The sequence below is a fragment of the Gordonia rubripertincta genome, from assembly GCF_038024875.1.
In the GTDB taxonomy this organism is placed as follows: domain Bacteria; phylum Actinomycetota; class Actinomycetes; order Mycobacteriales; family Mycobacteriaceae; genus Gordonia; species Gordonia rubripertincta.
Map to the genome: position 1 here is coordinate 2,565,737 of NZ_CP136136.1, position 19,017 is coordinate 2,584,753.

Annotated in this window: 18 protein-coding genes and 1 pseudogene; 17 read left to right on the plus strand and 2 right to left on the minus strand. The window is 64.9% G+C overall.

Annotated features, from left to right (window positions below):
- Window positions 1-16 precede the first annotated feature (16 nt).
- The 12 genes and pseudogenes from RVF83_RS11655 (at window position 17) to RVF83_RS11710 (ending at window position 11,971) form a co-directional block, all read left to right on the plus strand.
- Window positions 17-1,184: pseudogene (locus RVF83_RS11655) on the plus strand (acyl-CoA dehydrogenase family protein).
- Entirely contained in the window at window positions 1,184-1,981 is a 798-nt protein-coding gene (locus RVF83_RS11660; RefSeq protein ID WP_005196914.1) for an SDR family NAD(P)-dependent oxidoreductase, read from the plus strand. The pseudogene RVF83_RS11655 and the gene RVF83_RS11660 overlap by 1 nt, the downstream one beginning before the upstream one ends.
- A 1-nt stretch (window position 1,982) precedes the next feature.
- Window positions 1,983-3,182, plus strand: coding sequence for a thiolase family protein (locus RVF83_RS11665; RefSeq protein ID WP_005196923.1), 1,200 nt, complete (start codon window positions 1,983-1,985; stop codon window positions 3,180-3,182).
- Window positions 3,182-4,411: an acetyl-CoA hydrolase/transferase family protein gene (locus tag RVF83_RS11670; protein WP_005196927.1), complete on the plus strand. Its 1,230-nt coding sequence runs from the start codon at window positions 3,182-3,184 to the stop codon at window positions 4,409-4,411. The genes RVF83_RS11665 and RVF83_RS11670 overlap by 1 nt, the downstream gene beginning before the upstream one ends.
- A gap of 53 nt (window positions 4,412-4,464) precedes the next feature.
- Window positions 4,465-5,223: an SDR family NAD(P)-dependent oxidoreductase gene (locus RVF83_RS11675; protein ID WP_005196928.1), complete on the plus strand. Its 759-nt coding sequence runs from the start codon at window positions 4,465-4,467 to the stop codon at window positions 5,221-5,223.
- 2 nt (window positions 5,224-5,225) lie between these two features.
- Window positions 5,226-6,071 (plus strand): 1,4-dihydroxy-2-naphthoyl-CoA synthase, encoded by an 846-nt coding sequence (gene menB, locus RVF83_RS11680; RefSeq protein ID WP_005196930.1) that lies wholly within the window; start codon window positions 5,226-5,228, stop codon window positions 6,069-6,071.
- A gap of 24 nt (window positions 6,072-6,095) precedes the next feature.
- Window positions 6,096-7,151 (plus strand): LLM class flavin-dependent oxidoreductase, encoded by a 1,056-nt coding sequence (locus RVF83_RS11685; protein ID WP_005196932.1) that lies wholly within the window; start codon window positions 6,096-6,098, stop codon window positions 7,149-7,151.
- A 673-nt stretch (window positions 7,152-7,824) separates the two neighbouring features.
- Entirely contained in the window at window positions 7,825-8,268 is a 444-nt protein-coding gene (locus RVF83_RS11690; RefSeq protein ID WP_341262023.1) for a helix-turn-helix transcriptional regulator, read from the plus strand.
- Between the two features lie 40 nt (window positions 8,269-8,308).
- On the plus strand, window positions 8,309-9,283 hold the full coding sequence (locus RVF83_RS11695) for a LuxR C-terminal-related transcriptional regulator (RefSeq protein ID WP_051989267.1): 975 nt from the start codon (window positions 8,309-8,311) through the stop codon (window positions 9,281-9,283).
- Window positions 9,284-9,502: 219 nt separating this feature from the next.
- On the plus strand, window positions 9,503-10,495 hold the full coding sequence (locus RVF83_RS11700) for a DUF7064 domain-containing protein (protein WP_005196940.1): 993 nt from the start codon (window positions 9,503-9,505) through the stop codon (window positions 10,493-10,495).
- Between the two features lies 1 nt (window position 10,496).
- Window positions 10,497-11,750 carry a phosphotransferase family protein gene (locus RVF83_RS11705; RefSeq protein WP_039880211.1) on the plus strand — a complete coding sequence of 418 codons (1,254 nt, stop codon included), beginning with the start codon at window positions 10,497-10,499 and terminating at the stop codon, window positions 11,748-11,750.
- A complete protein-coding gene (locus RVF83_RS11710) occupies window positions 11,750-11,971 on the plus strand; it encodes a hypothetical protein (protein ID WP_005196944.1) in 222 nt (73 codons plus the stop codon). Before RVF83_RS11705 ends, RVF83_RS11710 begins: the two co-directional genes overlap by 1 nt.
- A gap of 377 nt (window positions 11,972-12,348) precedes the next feature.
- Here RVF83_RS11710 and RVF83_RS11715 read toward each other — a convergent pair whose 3' ends face one another.
- Window positions 12,349-13,122: a FadR/GntR family transcriptional regulator gene (locus RVF83_RS11715; protein WP_083877515.1), complete on the minus strand. Its 774-nt coding sequence runs from the start codon at window positions 13,120-13,122 to the stop codon at window positions 12,349-12,351.
- Between the two features lie 205 nt (window positions 13,123-13,327).
- On the opposite strand from RVF83_RS11715, the gene RVF83_RS11720 reads away from it, so the two are divergent.
- The 5 genes from RVF83_RS11720 (at window position 13,328) to RVF83_RS11740 (ending at window position 17,957) form a co-directional block, all read left to right on the plus strand.
- Window positions 13,328-14,110 (plus strand): enoyl-CoA hydratase/isomerase family protein, encoded by a 783-nt coding sequence (locus RVF83_RS11720; protein ID WP_005196949.1) that lies wholly within the window; start codon window positions 13,328-13,330, stop codon window positions 14,108-14,110.
- A gap of 35 nt (window positions 14,111-14,145) precedes the next feature.
- On the plus strand, window positions 14,146-14,955 hold the full coding sequence (locus RVF83_RS11725) for an enoyl-CoA hydratase/isomerase family protein (RefSeq protein ID WP_005196951.1): 810 nt from the start codon (window positions 14,146-14,148) through the stop codon (window positions 14,953-14,955).
- 42 nt (window positions 14,956-14,997) lie between these two features.
- On the plus strand, window positions 14,998-15,810 hold the full coding sequence (locus tag RVF83_RS11730; RefSeq protein ID WP_005196953.1) for an enoyl-CoA hydratase/isomerase family protein: 813 nt from the start codon (window positions 14,998-15,000) through the stop codon (window positions 15,808-15,810).
- A 7-nt stretch (window positions 15,811-15,817) separates the two neighbouring features.
- A complete protein-coding gene (locus RVF83_RS11735) occupies window positions 15,818-16,861 on the plus strand; it encodes a phosphotransferase family protein (protein WP_005196955.1) in 1,044 nt (347 codons plus the stop codon).
- 94 nt (window positions 16,862-16,955) lie between these two features.
- A complete protein-coding gene (locus RVF83_RS11740) occupies window positions 16,956-17,957 on the plus strand; it encodes a hypothetical protein (RefSeq protein WP_341262024.1) in 1,002 nt (333 codons plus the stop codon).
- A gap of 150 nt (window positions 17,958-18,107) precedes the next feature.
- On the opposite strand, the gene RVF83_RS11745 is transcribed toward RVF83_RS11740, so the two are convergent.
- Window positions 18,108-19,007, minus strand: coding sequence for an SDR family oxidoreductase (locus RVF83_RS11745; RefSeq protein WP_005196958.1), 900 nt, complete (start codon window positions 19,005-19,007; stop codon window positions 18,108-18,110).
- Window positions 19,008-19,017 lie beyond the last annotated feature (10 nt).

Consider the following 19,017-nt stretch of genomic DNA (forward strand, 5'->3'; position numbering starts at 1 on the left):
GATATGGAGACCTGACATGGATTTCGATCTCACCGAAGACCAGATCACGATTCGTGATGCGGTCACCGAACTCGCAGCCAAGTTCGACGACCAGTACTGGCAGGAGAAAGACGAGAAGCACGAATTCCCCACGGAGTTCTACAACGCCTTCGCCGAGGGTGGCTGGCTCGGCATCACCACGCCGGAAGAGTACGGCGGGCACGGGTACGGCATCACCGAGGCCTCGATCCTGCTCGAGCAGGTGGCGGCATCGGGCGCGGGGATGAACGGTGCCAGCTCGATACACATGTCGATCTTCGGCATGCATCCGGTGATCGTGCACGGCAGCGAGGAACTCAAACAGCGCACGCTGCCCCGCATCGTCAACGGTGACCTGCACGTCTGTTTCGGCGTCACGGAACCGGGCGCGGGTCTCGACACCACCAAGATCACCACCTTCGCCAAGCGCGAGGGCGACAAATACATCGTCAACGGCCGCAAGGTGTGGATCTCCAAAGCGGTCGAGTCCGAGAAGATCCTGCTGCTGACCCGCACCCCAGAAGTTCGACGAGTCGCCCCGCAAGACCGACGGCCTGACGCTGTTCCTCACCGATCTCGACCGCGCGAAGGTCGATGTCCGCCCGATCAAGAAGATGGGCCGTAATGCGGTCACGTCCAACGAACTGTTCATCGACAACCTCGAGATTCCGGTGGAGGACCGCGTCGGCGAGGAAGGCAAGGGCTTTTACTACATTCTCGACGGACTGAACCCGGAACGCTGCCTGGTCGCCGCCGAGGCGCTGGGCATCGGCCGGGCGGCGATGCGCGCAGGTGTCCGCTACGGCAACGACCGCGAGGTCTTCGGCCGTCCGATAGGTAAGAACCAGGGGATCCAGTTCCCGCTGGCCGATTCACTCGCCCGCCTCGATGCAGCCGAACTCATGTTGCGGAAGGCCACCTGGCTCTACGACAGTGGGCAACCGTGCGCCCGCGAGGCCAACACGGCCAAGTACCTGTGTGCCGACGCCGGCTTCGACGCCGCGGACCGCGCCCTGCAGACACATGGCGGGATGGGCTACTCGGAGGAGTACAACGTCGCACGCTACTTCCGCGAGGCGCGCCTCACGCGGATCGCCCCGATCAGTCAGGAAATGATCCTCAACTACCTCGGATCGCACGTCCTCGGCCTCCCCAGGAGCTACTGATGAGTGAGCAGCAGAACACCGAATCCACGGCGCCCGCCGGCCTCGACGTCTTCGGGCTCGCCGGACGAACCGCGCTGGTAACCGGCGCGGGCGGGGGCGTGGGAGCCGCGGTCGCCGAGGCGTTCGCCGCCGCCGGTGCGGCGGTCCTCGTCACCGACATCAACAAGGACGCCGCTGCCCAGGTCAGCGAGCGCATCAACGCCGCCGGAGGAACCGCAGAGCCCTTCGCCCTCGACGTCTGCGACGCGGACAACGCCCGCGACGCGGTGCGCGCGGCTGCCGCGCTGGGCAACGGAACCCTGAACATCCTGGTCAACAATGCCGGCGTGATCGCGCCCGCGATGTTCCCCAATATGGACGAGATCAAGTTCCGCAGGGTCCTCGACACCCACCTCATGGGCAGCTACCACTGCAGCCATGCCGCGCTGGACGTGCTTCCCGACGACGGCACCGGGCGGATCATCAACGTGACCTCCGCCGCCGGGCTCACCGGCACCATCGGGCAGGCCAACTACGGGGCGGCGAAAGCGGCGATCGTCGGTCTGACGAAGTCGCTGGCCAAGGAGCTGGCACGCCGCGCGATCACCGTGAACGCGGTCGCCCCGCTGGCGGCGACCGCGATGACCGAGAACATCCGTAGCAACGAGAAGCTGGCCGAGAAAACACTCGCGCGCATCCCGCTGGGCCGCTGGGCATACCCGAACGAGATCGCACCGTCCTTCGTGTTCCTCGCCTCGGATGCCGCGGCCTACATCACCGGACAGATCCTCCCCGTCGACGGCGGGACGGTGATCTGACATGGGTGCGAGAGTTTCCGGTCCGTTCGTCGCTGCCGGCCGCGAGGTCGTCATCGCCGAGGCCGTGCGTACCCCGATCGGCCGGTCCCACCCCGAGAAGGGCTGGTTTCGCGACATCCACCCCAACGCGATGCTGGCGGCCTGTTATCAGGATCTCGTCGGGAGGACGGGAATCGACCCCCGTGTCGTCGAAGATCTGATCATCGGCTGTACGGCCCCCTTCGGCGAGCAGTCGCGCAACATCGGCCGGAACGCCTGGCTGCAGGCGGGGTACCCGGCCGAGGTGCCTGCCACGACCCTGGACCGTCGCTGCGGTTCCGCGCAGACTGCAGTGAATCTCGCTGCGGCCCTGGTGAGCTCGGGTGTACACGACATCGTCATCGCCGGCGGTGTCGAACACATGGGACATGTACCCATGAACTCGCCCGCCAAGATCAGCGAACTCTACGGGGAGCCGTGGCCCGCGGAACTTCGCGACCGCTACGACTTCGTCACCCAGGGAGAGAGCGCCGAACTCATCGCGGAGCGGTGGAACATCTCGCGGACCGAGATGGACGAGTTCGCGGTGCGTTCACACGCACTGGCCGTCGACGCGATCGACGCCGGACGGTTCGTCGACGAGATGGTCCCGATGGAGCTCGACGGCCAGGTCCGCACAGGCGATCAGACCGTACGGCCGGGAACGTCGCTGGATACCCTCGGTGCGCTGAAGACGGTGTTCCGCAAGGAGAACGGACGGATCACCGCGGGGTCGTCGAGTCCGATCTGTGACAGCGCCGCCGCAGTGCTGCTCTGCACTCGCGAAGCCGCGGAACGTCACGGGCTGCGTGTGCGGGCACGGATCGCCGACCAGACGACGGTCGGTGTGGACCCGATCATCATGCTGACCGGTCCGATCCCGGCGACCCACAAACTGCTCGAGCGGAACAGTCTCTCCGTCGACGACATCGATCTCTTCGAGGTCAACGAGGCGTTCTCGTCGGTGGTCCTCGCCTGGCAGCAGGAACTCAAAGCCGACATGGACCGGGTCAACGTCAACGGCGGTGCGATCGCCCTCGGCCACGCCGTCGGCGCCACCGGTGCCCGCCTGATCGCGACGATCCTGAGCGAGATGGAACGACGCGACAGCCACCTGGGTCTGGTGACGATGTGCTGCGGTGGCGGTCTCGGTACCGGCACGCTGATCGAACGAGTCGACTGATGGTCGATTTCGGCGGACTGCTCAAGCCCGGTATGGGCGTCTGGTGGAGCCAGGCGGCGGCCGAGCCGCGTCCACTCGTCGACCGGTTGCTCGAACAGGCACCCGGTCTTGGGCCGCTGCGGCTGTTCACCGGGCTCAGCTGGAACGATCAACTGGCGCAGACGATCTCTCCGGCCGACACGATGGTGTCCTACGGCGGTCTGGGTGCGCTCCGAGACCTCGGCGCGACCGATCAGCTCGAGGTGGTGCCATGTCACTACTCGGCGCTGCCACGAATGTTCGCCGAACACCGACTGCCCTGCGACGCCGGCCTGCTGCAGGTGGCGCCGCCCGACGCAGATGGTATGTGCTCGTTGGGGATCGGGGTCGACTACATGGCCGACGCCCTCGCTCACACGTCGCTGTTGTTCGCCGAGATCAACCGTCAGATGCCCGCACCACCCGGTTCCCCACGCGTTCCGCTGGGACGGTTCACGGCCACCATCGAAACCGACCGGCCACTGCAGGAGGAGGTGAGCCGTCCCGTTGGCGACCCGGACCGGGCGATCGCCGGGTACATCGCAGAACTCGTCGACGACGGCGACACCCTTCAAGTGGGCATCGGCTCCACCGGTTCGGCGGTGTTCGATGCGCTGGCCGGCCACCGGGATCTCGGGGTCCACACCGGGATGATCACCGACGGTGTGCTCCGGTTGATCGACAAGGGCGTCGTCACCGGCGCGCGCAAACAGATCGACCAGGGGTTGTCCGTGGCGGGTACGGCGCTCGGCTCGGCCGACCTGTACACCCGGATCGCCGAGGTGCCCGCCCTGTTCCGTCCCACCAGCTACACCCATGCGCCGCAGGTCTTGTCGCAGCTGTCATCACTCGTCGCGGTCAATTTTGCGATCGAGGTCGACCTGACCGGCCAGGTCGGCGCCGAGATGAGCAGGGGCACCTACCTCGGAGCGGTCGGCGGACAGGTCGATTTCGCACGCGCGGCGGCACTCACCGGAAAGCGGTCGATCGTCGCGCTCCGCTCCACCATGCGGGGTCGGTCGTCGATCAAATTCGCGCTCGACGAGGGAGTCGTCACCACGGCACGGGCCGACGTCGACTGCGTCGTCACCGAACACGGCATCGCCCACCTTCGCGGACAACCGCTTTCCGAGCGCCGGCGCCGACTCATCGCGATCGCGGCACCGGAGTTCCGTGACGAACTCACCAGCGCGGTGAAAGCCGCGTCATGACAACCGCAGAGAGCCATTCGTCAGACAGCATTCCATCGAAAGGACAACACATCATGAGCAATCGAGTCGCACTTGTCACCGGCGGTGCCCAGGGCATCGGCGAGGGAATCTCCCGCAAACTGGGCGAAGCAGGCTTCCGCGTCGCCGTTGCCGACCTGAATCTCGAAGTCGCACAGCAAACCGCGAAGGAGATCGTGGCCGCTGGGGGAGAGGCGATCGCGGTGCCGATCGACGTCACCGACACCGCGTCGGTGAAGGCTGCCGTCGAGCAGGTCACCAAGGAATTGGGGCCGGTCGACGTCGCCGTGAACAACGCGGGCTGGGACGACTTCATGAAGTTCGTCGACACCGACGAAGCCTTCTGGGACAAGATCCTCGACATCAACTTCAAGGGCGCGCTGCGGGTCAACCACACGGTCGTGCCGGGCATGATCGAACGCGGCTTCGGGCGCGTGATCAACATCGGTTCGGACGCCGGCCGGGTCGGCTCCTCCCTGGAGGCCGTGTACTCCGGCGCCAAGGGCGGCATCATCGCCTTCACGAAGACTCTGGCTCGCGAGGTCGCCACCAAGGGCGTCACCGTCAACACCGTGTGCCCGGGCCCCACCGACACCCCGGCGCTGCGCAAGTTCGCCGACAACTCGGGCCAGGATGCCGACAAGGTCATCGGCGGCATGACCCGCTCGGTCCCGATGAAGCGTCTCGCAGTCCCCTCTGACATCGCCGTGGCCGTGGCGTTCTTCGCATCCGACGAGACCGGCTACATCACGGGTCAGACCCTGTCGGTCAGCGGTGGATTGACGATGGCCTGACGATGACAAGCGCCCCCGCAGTCGAGTGGACGACGGTTCGTCGCTACGACGATGTCGACTACTCGCGCACCGACGACGGGATCGCGAAGATAACGATCTGTCGCCCCGAGGTGCACAACGCCTTTCGACCCCAGACACTCATCGAGATCTCCGAGGCACTCACCCACGCCCGAGAGGACCCGAGTATCGGTGTCATCGTGCTCACCGGTCAGGGGGACAAGGCCTTCTGTTCGGGAGGCGACCAACGGGTTCGTGGCGACACGGGCTATCTCACCGATCCGGACAGTCCGGATGCGGTCGGCCGATTCCACGTGACCGACCTGCAGGTGCAGATCCGTCGCCTTCCGAAGCCGGTGGTCGCGATGGTCGCGGGCTACGCGATCGGCGGTGGGCATGTCCTGCAGATCGTCTGCGACCTGACGATCGCCGCGGACAACGCCCGGCTCGGGCAGGTCGGCCCCCGCGTCGGCTCGTTCGACGGTGGCTTCGGTGCCGGACTGCTGGCCGACATGGTCGGTACACGTAAGGCCAAGGAGATCTGGTTCCTCTGCCGTCAGTACACCGCCCAGCAGGCGTTGGAGATGGGTCTGGTGAACACCGTCGTGCCGCTGGCCGACCTCGAACGTGAGACGGTGCAGTGGTGCCGGGAGATGCTCGAGTTGTCACCCATGGCACTTCGCCTGATGAAGGCGAGCTTCCATGCGGCAGAGGACGGTCTGGCCGGGATTCAGCAGCTCGCGCACGACACCAACCTGCTGTTCTATGCGAGTGAGGAAGCGCAAGAAGGGCGCGAGGCGTTCAAGGCCAAGCGCAGGCCCGAGTTCGACCGCTTTCCGCGCCGCGCCTGAGTCTTCGATGAAAGGATCTGTGCTGTGACGACTTTCGGTGTGAACGCATTCGGGGTGGGTACCGGTCGACGCCGTTTCGAGACGATGACCGATCTGGCTCGCGAGGCAGAAGAAGTCGGGTGTGCCGCGGTCTGGACCAGCGAGCTGTACAGCAGATCGGCGACCATTCCGATGGCGGCGATCGCCGCCGGGACCGAGCGCATCTCGATCGGCACCAACATCGCCTACGGCGTGGGTCGTAGCCCGCTGATGTGGGCGGCAGAGGCTCGCGACCTCGACGAACTGTCGGGCGGCCGGATCATCCTCGGGCTCGGCAACGGAACCCCGAAAATGATGGAGGCCTGGCACGGGGTGAGCGGCGAGGCGCCGGCCGCGCGCATGGCCGAACTCTTGACCGTACTCAAGGCGCTGTGGCGGCTCCACGAAGGCCCAGTCGATCACGACGGTAGGTTCTACCACGTGCACATCGCACCGACTTCGGAAGTGCCCGAGCCGGTTCGGCCGACCATCCCGATCTGGATCGCCGGCGTCAACAAACTCATGCTGCGTACCGCGGGTGAGCACGCCGACGGACTGGTGGGACACCCGATGTTCACCGCAGACTACGTCCGCGGACCAGTCGCCGAAGATATCGCTGTCGGCGCCCGCCGCGCCGACCGTGATCCCGGCGACATCACCATCATGGGTATCCGCATGTGTGCGATCGACGATGACGTCGAACTCGCTCGACGGCAGGTTGCGTTCGCGATCGGTCAGTACGCGGCGTCCCGCGTCTATGACCGACTGTTCGAGCTTCACGGCTGGAGCTCGGAGCAGAAGGTGATCCGGCAGGCGGCCCGTGATCGGGATACCGACGCGCTCATTCGCGCTGTCAGCGATGACATGATCGACGCCATCGCCATTGCCTGCGCGCCAGGTGAGTTCCCTGGACGGCTGGCAGACCTTCCTGCGGGGTTCGACCATCTCGACCTGATCGCGCCACCGTGGGGACTCACCGATGAGCAGACCCGGAACGTCAACGCCGAGATCCTGTCCGGACTCCGGCAGCACCTGTCCTCCCCGGCCGGTATTCGAAGTTGAGGGACCGCCGCCGGCCAGGCGCGAGCAGTTGACGGCCTACGAGCACTTCTGCTGAGTGTGAACGGGATTCCGATACGGGGTGAGTGACGATGGGCACTACTGACGGTCCTGCGCATGTACATGAACGCGCCGGTCTGGAACTGGAGAGTCTTCTCGTCGACGTCGCCGGTGCCATACGCACGGGTGTGCTCGAGCCGGCTGAGTTCTCCGATGCCGATCACCTTCTCACCCCAACTGGAATCCGTGCGACGCGGGGAAGGCGGCAGCGCCCGGGCCCGGCTGGAGTCGGCGGCCGCGGCCGTCCGAACGCTGACGTCGTTGCCCTGGCCGGTGCTACCTGAGAAGCTCGATGAGACCTTTCAGGGGACGTCCAAAGCCCTCGGCTTTCGGCGAGCTCTCTTCTCGGTCGTCGATGGCAGTACCTGGCGCCCCGCGTCCCTGTACATCGAGAGCGCAATCGTTGCTGATCAGTCGTCGCTGCGGGCATACCTCTCGGAGCGCACGATCAACCTCGACGACGCACCCCTTGAACACACGACGGTGGCACGGCACGAACCTCAGCTCGTCGCGTCACCCCAAGACTCACCGCCTCACCTACAAGCCGCTGATGTCTGTATCGAACTCGCGCGGGTACGCAACCGCGCCGGTTCTGAGCAACGGGAACCCGGTGGGTATGGTTCACGCCGATCGCTACGACGAACCCGCCGAGATGGTCGATCTGGAACGAGTCGCTCTCGCGTGCGGGATGCTCGGGGTGCTGGCCGAACGAATGGCGAGGCGCCGCCAGATCGCCGACCTCGCAGAGCGTTTGACCAACGTCGTGACGTATGCGGAGGAGGTGCTCGGTGGGCGGGCCGATCTCCGGGTCGAGTCGTCGCCGGGTCCGGGCCTGGACGCTGTCGGCTCTCGGCAAAGCGGTGTGCGGATGACCGCGCGACAGCTGACAATCCTGCGGCGCTTGGCTGTGGGCGCCACGAACGCGCAAATCGCTCATGAGTTGGGCATCTCCGAGGGTACCGTGAAATCACATGTGAAAGAGATCTATTCACGTTTGGGTGTCCACAGCCGTGCTGCAGCGGCTGCTGCCTACCGTGCCGGACTCGACACGCATGGTTGAGGTGACAGCGGGTTGCGGTGACCTGTCGTCAGTTGGTGACGTGAGCCGGTTGGTCGACATCGTGTCGCGGACTCGCGCTGAGTCGCGAGGACTTCTCCGGCGACGCGCGGAGGCGGGACATGATCTGGTCGTTCTCGAGTCGTGCCTCGAATCGGTCAACGCCGAGCGGATGTCCAGTCCCGACGACGCACGACGCGCGGAACTCGCCGCAGTGACAGTGCGGGCACTGACGTGTCATCGGCAACTGGTCGACACGATCGATGTCGTGGACACGGAACTGTTCCGTACGCTCGCGACCCTGCTCGCCCGTCTTCGAGCAGCTGACCGCGAGGCCTTTATGACCCTGATCGCCGAACACCTGCACGACGTCCTTCGCGCCGACACTCTCTGCCTCGAGTTCGACGGCGCGCGTGTGGGTTCACGCGGTCGGGTGCTGGCCGCGACCGGTACCGCCGACAACCTCGACGGGTGTGAGCTGACCCTCGAACCGAGGTCCGTCGAACTCTCGGCACTCCGCGGTCCCACGGTCGCGGTAGGTCGCTCGGCGGCGGCGTCTGCGAGCGCACTGGGGCGGGTGAACGACGGCACGGCGATGGCCTTCCGGTGTTCGGACCGAACCGTTGCACTCTGCCTCGGTCTGGGCGTCTCCGAGGAGGACCAGGCCGACTACTTCGGCTACCTCGCATTGCTGCAGTCCCTCGTCTCGGCGGCCCGGGTGAACTCCGACATCTCCCATGGGTGGGAGCACCTCGTCTCCCACGTGACCCGCGAGTTGAACGGCGATCTCGATACGCGTATCTCGCCGGATACGGACCGAAGCTCCTCTCTGGCAAAAGATCTCACTAGACGCGAGCGGGAGGTCTTGCCGCTCATACTCCGTGGACTCGCCAACGCAGATATCGCACGGGAACTCTACGTCTCGCTGGAGACGGTGAAGACCCACGTGAAGAACATCCTGCGAAAGTCCGGTGCGGCGAATCGTGCGGAGCTGATCGCGAGGTCGACTCGTCCCTGAGCAGGAACTGCCGGGGTCATGAACTGCCGGGGTCATGAACTGCCGGGGTCATGAACCGCTCACCTACGTGGGGAGTGTGGCCCATCGTGACCCGCCAGAGGGAGTTCTGGGGTGCCCACGGGGGATAGGGCGTGATGACCGTCATGAAGCCTCGGTCGTATGGGAAGGATCTCTCGCAGCGGCAAGGAGACCGCGATCGCAGCACCGAGAGGCATTCCAATGATCAAAGAAACCGACTGTGAGTTCCACGACCGGGATCCGGACGACTGGACGTGGACAGAGACGACCGCGCTGATCTTCAGCGTGCCCGAAGCGGGCATCCTCGGAAACGCGTATGTCCTCGCGCGGCCCAACTTAGGTGTCGCGCTGTCATCTGTCGCACTCGCACAGAATTTTTGCACGTCTGCAGCGGAGATGGACCTGTCGGACTGTCAGGTCCACCAACCGTGTCCGAAGTCGTTCACCGACTATTCGCTACCGAATGGGCTGAGCGTCAAGACATCAAATGCCCCGCGTGACTACCGCATGCGGTATGAGAACGTGCTGGGCAACTGTTCCTTCGATCTGAACTTCGAGGCAACACACCACCCGTTCGACATGCACGATCCAGCCGAGAATGCTTTGCTGACCGCCGCGGATTCCGTGGCGTCGCAGGACACACGCGGCGATGGCTGGGCAAACGGTCATTTCGAGGTGAAGGGTCACATCACCGGTGAATTGACGCTTCGGGGTCAGCGCTACGAGGTCGAGTGCTACGAGAGCATGGACCACAGCTGGGGTCCGCGCCGCGATCTCGGAACCTGGGCGGTTTCCTGGATCTCGGTCAACTTCGGGCCGGAGTTGGCGATGCATCTCGCCGTCGAGATCACTCTCGAACGGGGACAGGTTCGCTACGGCGACCTGCGGTTCGGCTTTGTCACGCGCAACGGTGAGACCGAGAGTCTGGTGTGGGCGCAGGTCGATGCGGCGCGCATCGACATGCTGACAATGTCGAATCACCTGAAGGTCCGTAGCGCCGGCGGAACAGAGTGGGAGTTCCGTGGAAGTGCGGTGGCGGCACGTCCCTGGTACGGATTCAACCCGCGAGATGTCGCCTTCCAGAGTCTTCATCGCTACGAGTACGACGGTGCTGTCGGCTACGGGGAGATGGCAGACATCTTCGGCCTCGACTACCTGTCCGAGCACGTATCCAAGCACGGTCGGGGAGCGTGACATGACAGTGAGCGAACGCACGGAGCCCGCCGTCGACCCCACGCCGGAAACGGGATCGTTCGACCTGCGTGACCGCCCGACGGCCGAGTTCATCGAGTCGATGCGCGCTCGGTTCCCGGTGGACTCTGAGCTCGACGCGATGTTGGTCCGGAAGCTCCGACGGCGGACCAGTAGTTCCTATCAACGAATAACGCTCGACGACTTCGTCGCCTGCCTCGAATCGTTGTTGCGTGACAACATCGACGGCGATTTCGTGGTCAGCGACGCACGGTGGCTTTCCGGCGGGGCATCGAAGATGCAGATGCGGTTCACTCTCGAGTGGCAGGACCCAGATCGCGGTCGTGTCACCGACGTGATGGTCGTGCGTATGGATCCTGCCGAGTCGTTGAACGCAACGAGTAGATCGCAGGAGGCGCAGATCCTCATCGCGGTCGGCTCAGTGCTCCCAGTTCCGACAGTTCGTTGGCTGGACGAATCCGGCCGGTGGTTCCCGGAGCCGGCGCTCGTCTACGACTTCGCCGTAGGTGTCACCAAACCGACCCAGTCGAGCACCGGAACCGTCAGCGGGCTCGGGACGATGTTCGGTCCTCGGTTGCGCGCGACGCTCGGCACACAGTTCGTCGAGCAACTCGCCGCACTGCATTCGCTCGATGTCGACGCACTGAACTTGCCGAGTTTCGATCGGCCGGCGCCAGGGACGAGTCAGGCCGCCGAGTGGAAGCTGAACCAGTACCAGCGGGTGTGGGAAGAAGACCGTGGTGAGGACTTTCCACTCATGGACGTCGCCGCACGGTGGCTGCGGAGAAACCTGCCGACGGTCGACACGGTCAGTGTGATCCATGGCGACTATCGCAGCGGAAACTTCCTTTTCGACGAAGAGTCGTCGCAGATCACGGCCTGGCTGGACTGGGAGTACTGCCACCTCGGTGATCGGCACCGTGATCTGGCGTGGGCCACGGATGCGACTTTTGGTCACCGTGACCCGGCGACCGGGGAGTATCTCGTGTGCGGATTGTTCAGCGAAGAAGAGTTCTTGAAGAAGTACTGCGAGGCATCCGGTTTCGAGGTAGACCGCGAACGACTCGCCTACTACAAGATCTCCAATACCTACCAACTCATAGTCGCAACCCGTGCCACTGCATACCGGATCTCACGACTTGGCAAGACGCATCAGGACGTGTTGCTTGCGTGGGTGAGCGGAATGGTGCCGGTCCTGTCACGGCAACTGGTGGACCTCTTGAAGGAGCGGATCTGATGGCAGATCATCTGGAGAACACGCTGCGCGCAACCATCAAGTCCTTACGTGATGTCGTCGGCCCCGCCGTGGATTCCGCGGACCCGATGGCGCAGGAGCAGATGGCGTTGTCGCTCATGGCCCTCGAGTTCGTGAGATCTCGCCTCGATCATCTGCATGCCCGGGACAGATTCCTCCTTCAGCACTATCGCAGATGGGGCAGAAAATCGCTGACGCGGTGACACCGGCCCCGGTGCACTTGAACTCGGCGTTGGACGCCGCACGGGCGGTGGTAGACCAAGCGGATGTGTCGGATGTTCGAATACGTTCGGCCGCAGACGCCATCGCGGCAGCCATCAGCGACGTCGTCGACTCGCCGCTCGATGAAGGTACCCGGCGGGAAGTCGACACGACGATCGTCGAATCCTCGTGCGACCGGATCGAGTTCGAACGGGCATGGCACGGACCGATGGGATTCGATCCAGACGTCGCATCGATCGCCAGTGTCGAGGCGGCAGCGAGCGTATACCGCTGAATCGGGTCACCGGACCGGCGGCGTGGTCGGATCGACTACGCGCCGTCGGGCCGGTGACCTCGTTGCTGTGCTCGCCTGTGTCGCTCAGGAATCGCTGAGATCGATCTCGGTTCGCTCCTCGATCTGGACGACCGCCTCGGCATAGCCGTGGACGTGCTTGGTCATGCGGCGCACGGCCGCAGCGGAGTCGCCGGCCTTGATGGCGTCGGTGATCGTCTTGTGCGCCCGATACGTCGTCTTCCGCACCTCGTCGTCGACGAAGGCCTTGTTCTCGGTCGACGTGTAGATGGCGCGCGACAGCGCGCTCATGAAGCCGGTCAGGAGTTCGTTGTGACTCGCCACTGCCACGGCAAGGTGCCAGTCCACGTTCGCCTGGAGGAATGTCTCGAGCGGCGCGTCGAGGTCCCCGATGGCAGCGTTGGCGGCAGCCAGGGCTTCCAGGTCGTCATCGGTCCGATACTTGGCGGCGAGGCTCGCGCACGCGGGCTCGATGGCCTCGCGGGTCTCGAGTAGCGCGGTCAATCGGAGTTGCTGACCACGGATGAGCAGGCTCACCGACGTGGCGAGAGCTTCGCCGCCGGGCTGCTGCACAAAGGCACCACCCGAACGGCCGGTCTTGATCACGACAAGCCCCTGGACCTCGAGGATGCGGAGCGCCTCGCGGACCGTTGTCCGACTCATGCGGGTCTGGGTGACCAACTCGCGTTCTGGAGGAAGTGCGGTGCCGGCGGGGAACTCGTTCCGGAGGATGCGTTCGCGCAGATCGTTTGCGAGGACATCGGAAGCTTTGGGCACCTGCATCGGCTGCAGCTGCACCGGATGACGCGCGACCGCGCTCGACGAGGGCGATTCGGGCATGTGTTCCTGCTTTCTGTGCATTTGGTCGTACCTAATCTAACAGCAATGGGCACGTGAGTGGGAACCCATGACCTGCGAGTGTTCAACTTCCGCAATATGGTCATACCAAAATAATGGTTGACTTAAATGGACCTTGTCGATAGTTTCCAGTGAGAGGAAACTGACGGCCGGACGGGTGGTCAGCGGGCGGAATGTGAGGGATGACATGGCAGACCAGGCCGAAGACGTGGTCAGTTGGAAGACGGTCACACCCGGTATCACGGTGGTGACCATGAAACGGCCGCCGGCCAACGCGCTCGGCATAGCCCTCCTCGACGGGTTGCATGCGGCGATGGACGCCGCCGAGAGGGCCGGCGACGTCAAGGTCATGGTCATCGGGTCGGCTCAGCCCGGATTCTTCGCGGCAGGAGCCGACATCAAGCACCTGTCGTCGATCGATGCCGAGTCGTTCACCGAGTACGGCGACAAGATGCGCGCGGTCAACGACCGGCTGGCTGCGGCCGGTTGGATCTCCATCGCCGCGATCGACGGCATCGCACTCGGCGGTGGCCTCGAGCTCGCGCTCGCCTGCACCCTGCGGGTGGCCGGGTCGGCAGCCCAGCTCGGACTTCCCGAGGTGAAGCTGGGGTTGATCCCCGGAGCCGGCGGTACTCAACGCCTCCCTCGCCTGGTGGGACGGGGACGCGCCCTCGACATCATGCTCACCGCCCGCCAGGTGCCCGCCGACGAGGCCTACCGAATCGGACTCGTCGACCGTGTGACCGACGGCGACGTACTCGCCACCGCACTGTCCTTCGCCGAACAGCTCGTGGGTCCGTCGCTGCCCGCTCAGTTGGCCGTGATCCGCACCGTCGATGCCGCATTCGACACACCGCTCGCCGACGGTGCGCAGTTCGAGATCGATCAGATCCAGGCGCTCTTCGAGGACGGCGAGGCCGCCGAAGGCATCACCGCGTTCGTCGGCAAGCGCGCACCGCAGTTCCGCTGACCCGCGTGACCACCACAACTCACGAAGGAGTTCGGATGAAGACCCTGGACCAGAAGTTCGAGACACTGATCGCCGACGAGGTCAAGCCGGGCATCGTCGTCGTCACGCTCAACCGGCCGGATCGCTACAACGCGATGACCAACACGATGTTCGTCGAACTCGAACAGCTCGCATGGGGCCTGGAAACCGAGGACGACTGTCGCGTCGTGATCCTGACCGGCGCAGGCAAGGCGTTCTGCTCCGGTTACGACCTCGCTGACGCCGACGACCTGCCCAACCTGGGCGCGCTCGGGATGCTCGATCAGCAGGAACGTGCAGCGCGTGCGCTGACCGCGATCCGCTCGCTGCGGGTTCCGGTCATCGCGGCTGTCAACGGGGCCGCGGCAGGCGGCGGCTTCTCGTTGGCGTTGGCCGCCGACATCAGAGTCGCGAGCACCGACGCCAAGTTCAACGCGGCCTTCGTCCGGATCGGCCTTTCCGCCGGTGACCTGGGCACCTCGTGGTTGCTCACCCGGCTCATCGGTCCTGCCAAGACCAGCGAGATCTGCTTCACCGGGCGGATCGTCGACGCCGCCGAGGCCGCCGACCTCGGACTGGTCAACTCGCTCAGCGCCGATGACGTGCTCGCCGATTCGCTCGCAATCGCCGAACAGATCCTCACGAACTCGCCCGGGGGAGTGCAGCTCTCCAAACGTGCGCTACAGGCCAACCTCGAAGTCGGTTCTTACGCAGCAGCACTCGAACTGGAGAACCGTGGACAGGCACTGCTGACCCGCAGTCCCGACATGGCCGAAGCGCTCTCGGCGTTCAAAGAGAAGCGCGCACCGGTGTTCCAGGGTCGCTGACCACTCGTCCGTACCACTCACCAGGGTTAGGCAAGCCACGACATGACCATCCAATTCCCCGACCTCGACACGCTGACCTTCGAGGAGGCCGAACCAGGGATCGGCATTCTCCGCATCAATCGTCCCGACCGTTTGAACTCTCAAACGGTGGCGATGTTCCACGAGTACCTCGCGGCAGGTCGTGCTCTGCGGGACAGCAAGTTACGGGCCCTGATCCTCACCGGGGCCGGTGAACGGGCCTTCTGCGCCGGCTTCGACCTCGACGAGATCCACGTGATCACCGAGATGGGTGTGCGGGAGTTCTTGAAGTTCCAGGAGACCGCGACCGGGGGGATCCAATCTCTGCGGCACCTGCCCTTCCCGGTGATCGCCGCCCTGCACGGACCCGCCACCGGCGGCGGCATGGCACTAGCGCTCGCAGCCGACATCCGCCTCGCGGCACCGACTCTCAAGATGAGTGCCGCCTTCGTGAAGGTGGGCCTGTCGATGGGTGAACTGGGCACCTCCTACAACCTCTCACGACTCGTCGGGCCGGCGCGTGCAGCCGAGATCGGCTTCACCGGCCGGATCGTCGAGGCCGAGGAAGCCCTGCGCATCGGACTGGTCAATCAGGTCGTTCCCACCGAGCAGCTGCTCGACGAAGCATTGGCGATGGCCCGTCTGATCGCCCGCAACTCACCAGGTGGGGTACGGATGTCCAAGCGCGCCATCCAACGCAACCAAGAGATCACCTCGTATGAAGCGGCTCTCGAACTGGAGAATCGCGGCCAGGCCTTGCTGACCCGTACCGAGGACATGCCCGAGGCGCTGGCGGCGTTCAAGGCGAAGCGCCGGCCAGAGTTCACCGGTAGGTGACGCGACGATGGCCTGGGACTGGGACACACAAACCAGGAATGCACTGCGCCTCTTCCTCGAAGAGCGAGGCATCCTGTCGGGTCCGATCACGACCCGGCCCATCGGTGACGGACATTCGAACCTGACATACCTGATCAGCGATGGAACCGACAGCGTGGTCGTTCGGCGTCCGCCGCCGCCGCCGATTCCGCCGGGTGCGCACGACATGCTCCGTGAGGCGACCCTGCTGCGTGCATTGCAGTCGAGTTCGGTTCCGGTGCCGCAGGTGCTCGCGGTGGCCGAACAGGGTGAGGTGCTCGATGTCCCGTTCTATGTCATGAGTTTCGCCGCGGGGCCGGTCGTCACCGACCGCACACCGGCTCCGCTGGACACCATCGAACAGCGGGAGCTGATCGGGCACAGTCTGATCGACACCCTGGTGGAGCTGCACTCCGTGGACTGGCGTGCCGTCGGCCTCGACCGGATGGGACGTCCCGAGGGATTCAACGCGCGGCATCTGCAACGGATGCGTCGGCTCGTCGCCGACGAGAACGGTGCGCCTCCTGCCGATTTCGCCGACATCGACGCGTGGCTGGAGGCCAACGTACCCGTCGAGTCCGGGGCGACGCTGATCCACTGCGATTTCCGTATCGGCAATGTGGTGGTGGCTCCCGAGACACCGGGACGCGTCGCCGCCGTCCTGGACTGGGAACTGGCCACCATCGGAGATCCTCTCCTGGACGTGGGATACCTGCTTGCCACGGTGCCCGAGCCGGGGCAGCCGATGAACCCCACCGCGGAACTCGGCGCGGCAATGCTCGAGCCTGGTTTCCCGACGAAACTCGAACTCACCCAGCGCTATGCAGAACGCTCGGGACGTGACGTGAGTGATCTCGCGTGGTACACGACGCTGGCGCTGTGGAAGCTGGCCGTCCTCTACGAGTACAGCCGCCGCCGAGTTCTGAACGGGGTCGGCGATCCCTACTACTCGGATCCGGAACTGGTGCGCAGGTTCCTGCGCGACGCACGCAGATCGGCCGGAATCGCGGCCGCCAAGCCCGCCGGTCGTTGACCTCGGGCCCCTGAGAACACACCGAGGAGTGACTTTTCGATGACCACCCCAGAGCGGTACGGAAACCTTCCACGACCCATTGGTCGGGGCCGACGTGACTGACCTCCCAGATGGTTTCTTCGACCGTCTGATGTTCAACATGCACCCGACCGATGGGCAGGCACCCTCGGTCATCATGGGATTCGGCATCTACCCGCCCAAGGACACGGTGGACGGATTCGTCGTCCTGACCCAGGCCGGCGAGCAACGGAACCTGCGCTTCTCGAGCCTGCTGAGCGCAACCGGGCGCAACGGGGCCGGCCCGTTCCGGTTCGAGGTCGTCGAGCCCAACACCGAGTGGCGGCTTGCGCTCGGAGCCAACGAAATCGGGGTCGAGTTCGATGTCCGGTGGCACGCTCGTACGCCGGCATGGTTCGGTGAGGTCGCCGTCGAGAACGCTTCGGCGACAAAGACTTCGTTCGACCACCTCTTCCAATCCGGTCGATACCAGGGCGAGCTGACGATCGACGGCGCCGTGGTCCCGGTCGACGGTTGGTACGGTCAGCGTGACCGCTCGCGGGGAGTGCGCACCATGTCGGGCGGTCAGGGCCTGCACATCTGGTACCAGGCCCAGTTCCCCGACTACTCGATCGGTTTCCTGCTCGTCGAGACCCGCGATCACGATCGGCTGCTCCTCGAAGGTGCGGTCATGCACGTGGACGGTCGGCTCGACCCCATCACCGATGTCCGCCACGCCCTGGTTTTCACCGATGAACGCGACCTGGTCGACGGAGAGGTCGAGGTCACGACCGCGTCGGGACAACGGTTGCGGGTGTACGCCGATGCCCGGGCCGGCGGCGGTTTCATGGCCGGGGCCGGTTACGGCGGACACCACGGGGTGTCGCACGGCGTCGATCACGTCGAATCGGACCGGTACGCGTTGGACAGTTCGGTGTCGCCTCGTTCGTTCGACTCCGCCCTGACCGACCGGCTCTGCACGTTCGAACTTCTCGGTGAAGGGGAGCAGGACGCCGAGGGGTCTGGTGCCAAGGGCTCTGGGATCTTCGAGTTCGCCGTCACCCGCTCGAGCAAGTATTCCTACCGGGCGTCGCTGTGATCTGAGGAGCACGCGCCCACGCGGAACGCAGACCACCCCACACAAGACTTCGTGTGGGGTGGTTCTTTCGGTCCTGATCGCCTACACGGCAAACAGCCAGGGGCGCATCGTCTCCGATGCGCCCCCGGCTTGTCAGGTCAATCTCGTTGTCTACACGCTTCGCTGAGCCTTGCTCGACTCCGAGGCGGCCTTGCTGGTCTCCTTGATCTGCTGCCAGTCGGCGTCGGAGAGCGAGGTGAGTCCGGCGAAGGTGCCGGGGCCGGCCAGCATCTGTCCACCGTCCATGGCGATCGTCTGCCCGGTGAGGTAGTCGCAGGCATCCGACATCAGGAACATGGTGAGATTGGCGAGTTCCTCGATGGTTCCCGTGCGACCGGCCGGAATCTGGTCAGCCTGTGTCGCGCCGACCGAGCTCTTGTCGGTCGGGTTGAGCATCTCCCACGCATAGTCGGTCGGGATCGGGCCGGGTGCAAGGGCATTGAGCCTGATGTTGTGTTTGGCCCATTCGACGGCCAACGACATCGTCATCGAATGCACGGCGGCCTTCGCCATGGCGGATGGCACCACGAAAGCAGATCCCGTCCACACCCAGGTGGTCAGTGTCGAGAGCACGCTGCCCGGCAGTCCGTCGGCGATCCAACGCTTACCCGCGGCATGGGTGGTGTGGAACGACCCGTTCATCACCGTACTCGTGATCGCCTGGAATGCACGGGGACTCAGGTCTTTGGTCTGGGCGATGAAGTTCGCTGCCGCGTTGTTGAGCACCCCGGTCAACGGCCCGGAGTCCGACCAGATCCGTTCCATGGTCTCGTCGACGTTTTCGTAGTCGCGGACATCGACGGTGTGGTACTGCACTGAACCCGGCCGCGACGCGGAGGCTTCCTCCGCGGCCTCGGCCAGCACGGCCTCGCGGCGGCCCCACAGGTGGACCTGCGCGCCGTGCTCCACCAGGTGGCGGGCAACCCCGCGACCCAGCCCGGTGCCACCCCCGGTGATCAGAATTCGTTTGCCGGCCAACAACGCCGGCGAGAAAATCGTGTCGTCGCTCATCGTGTACCTC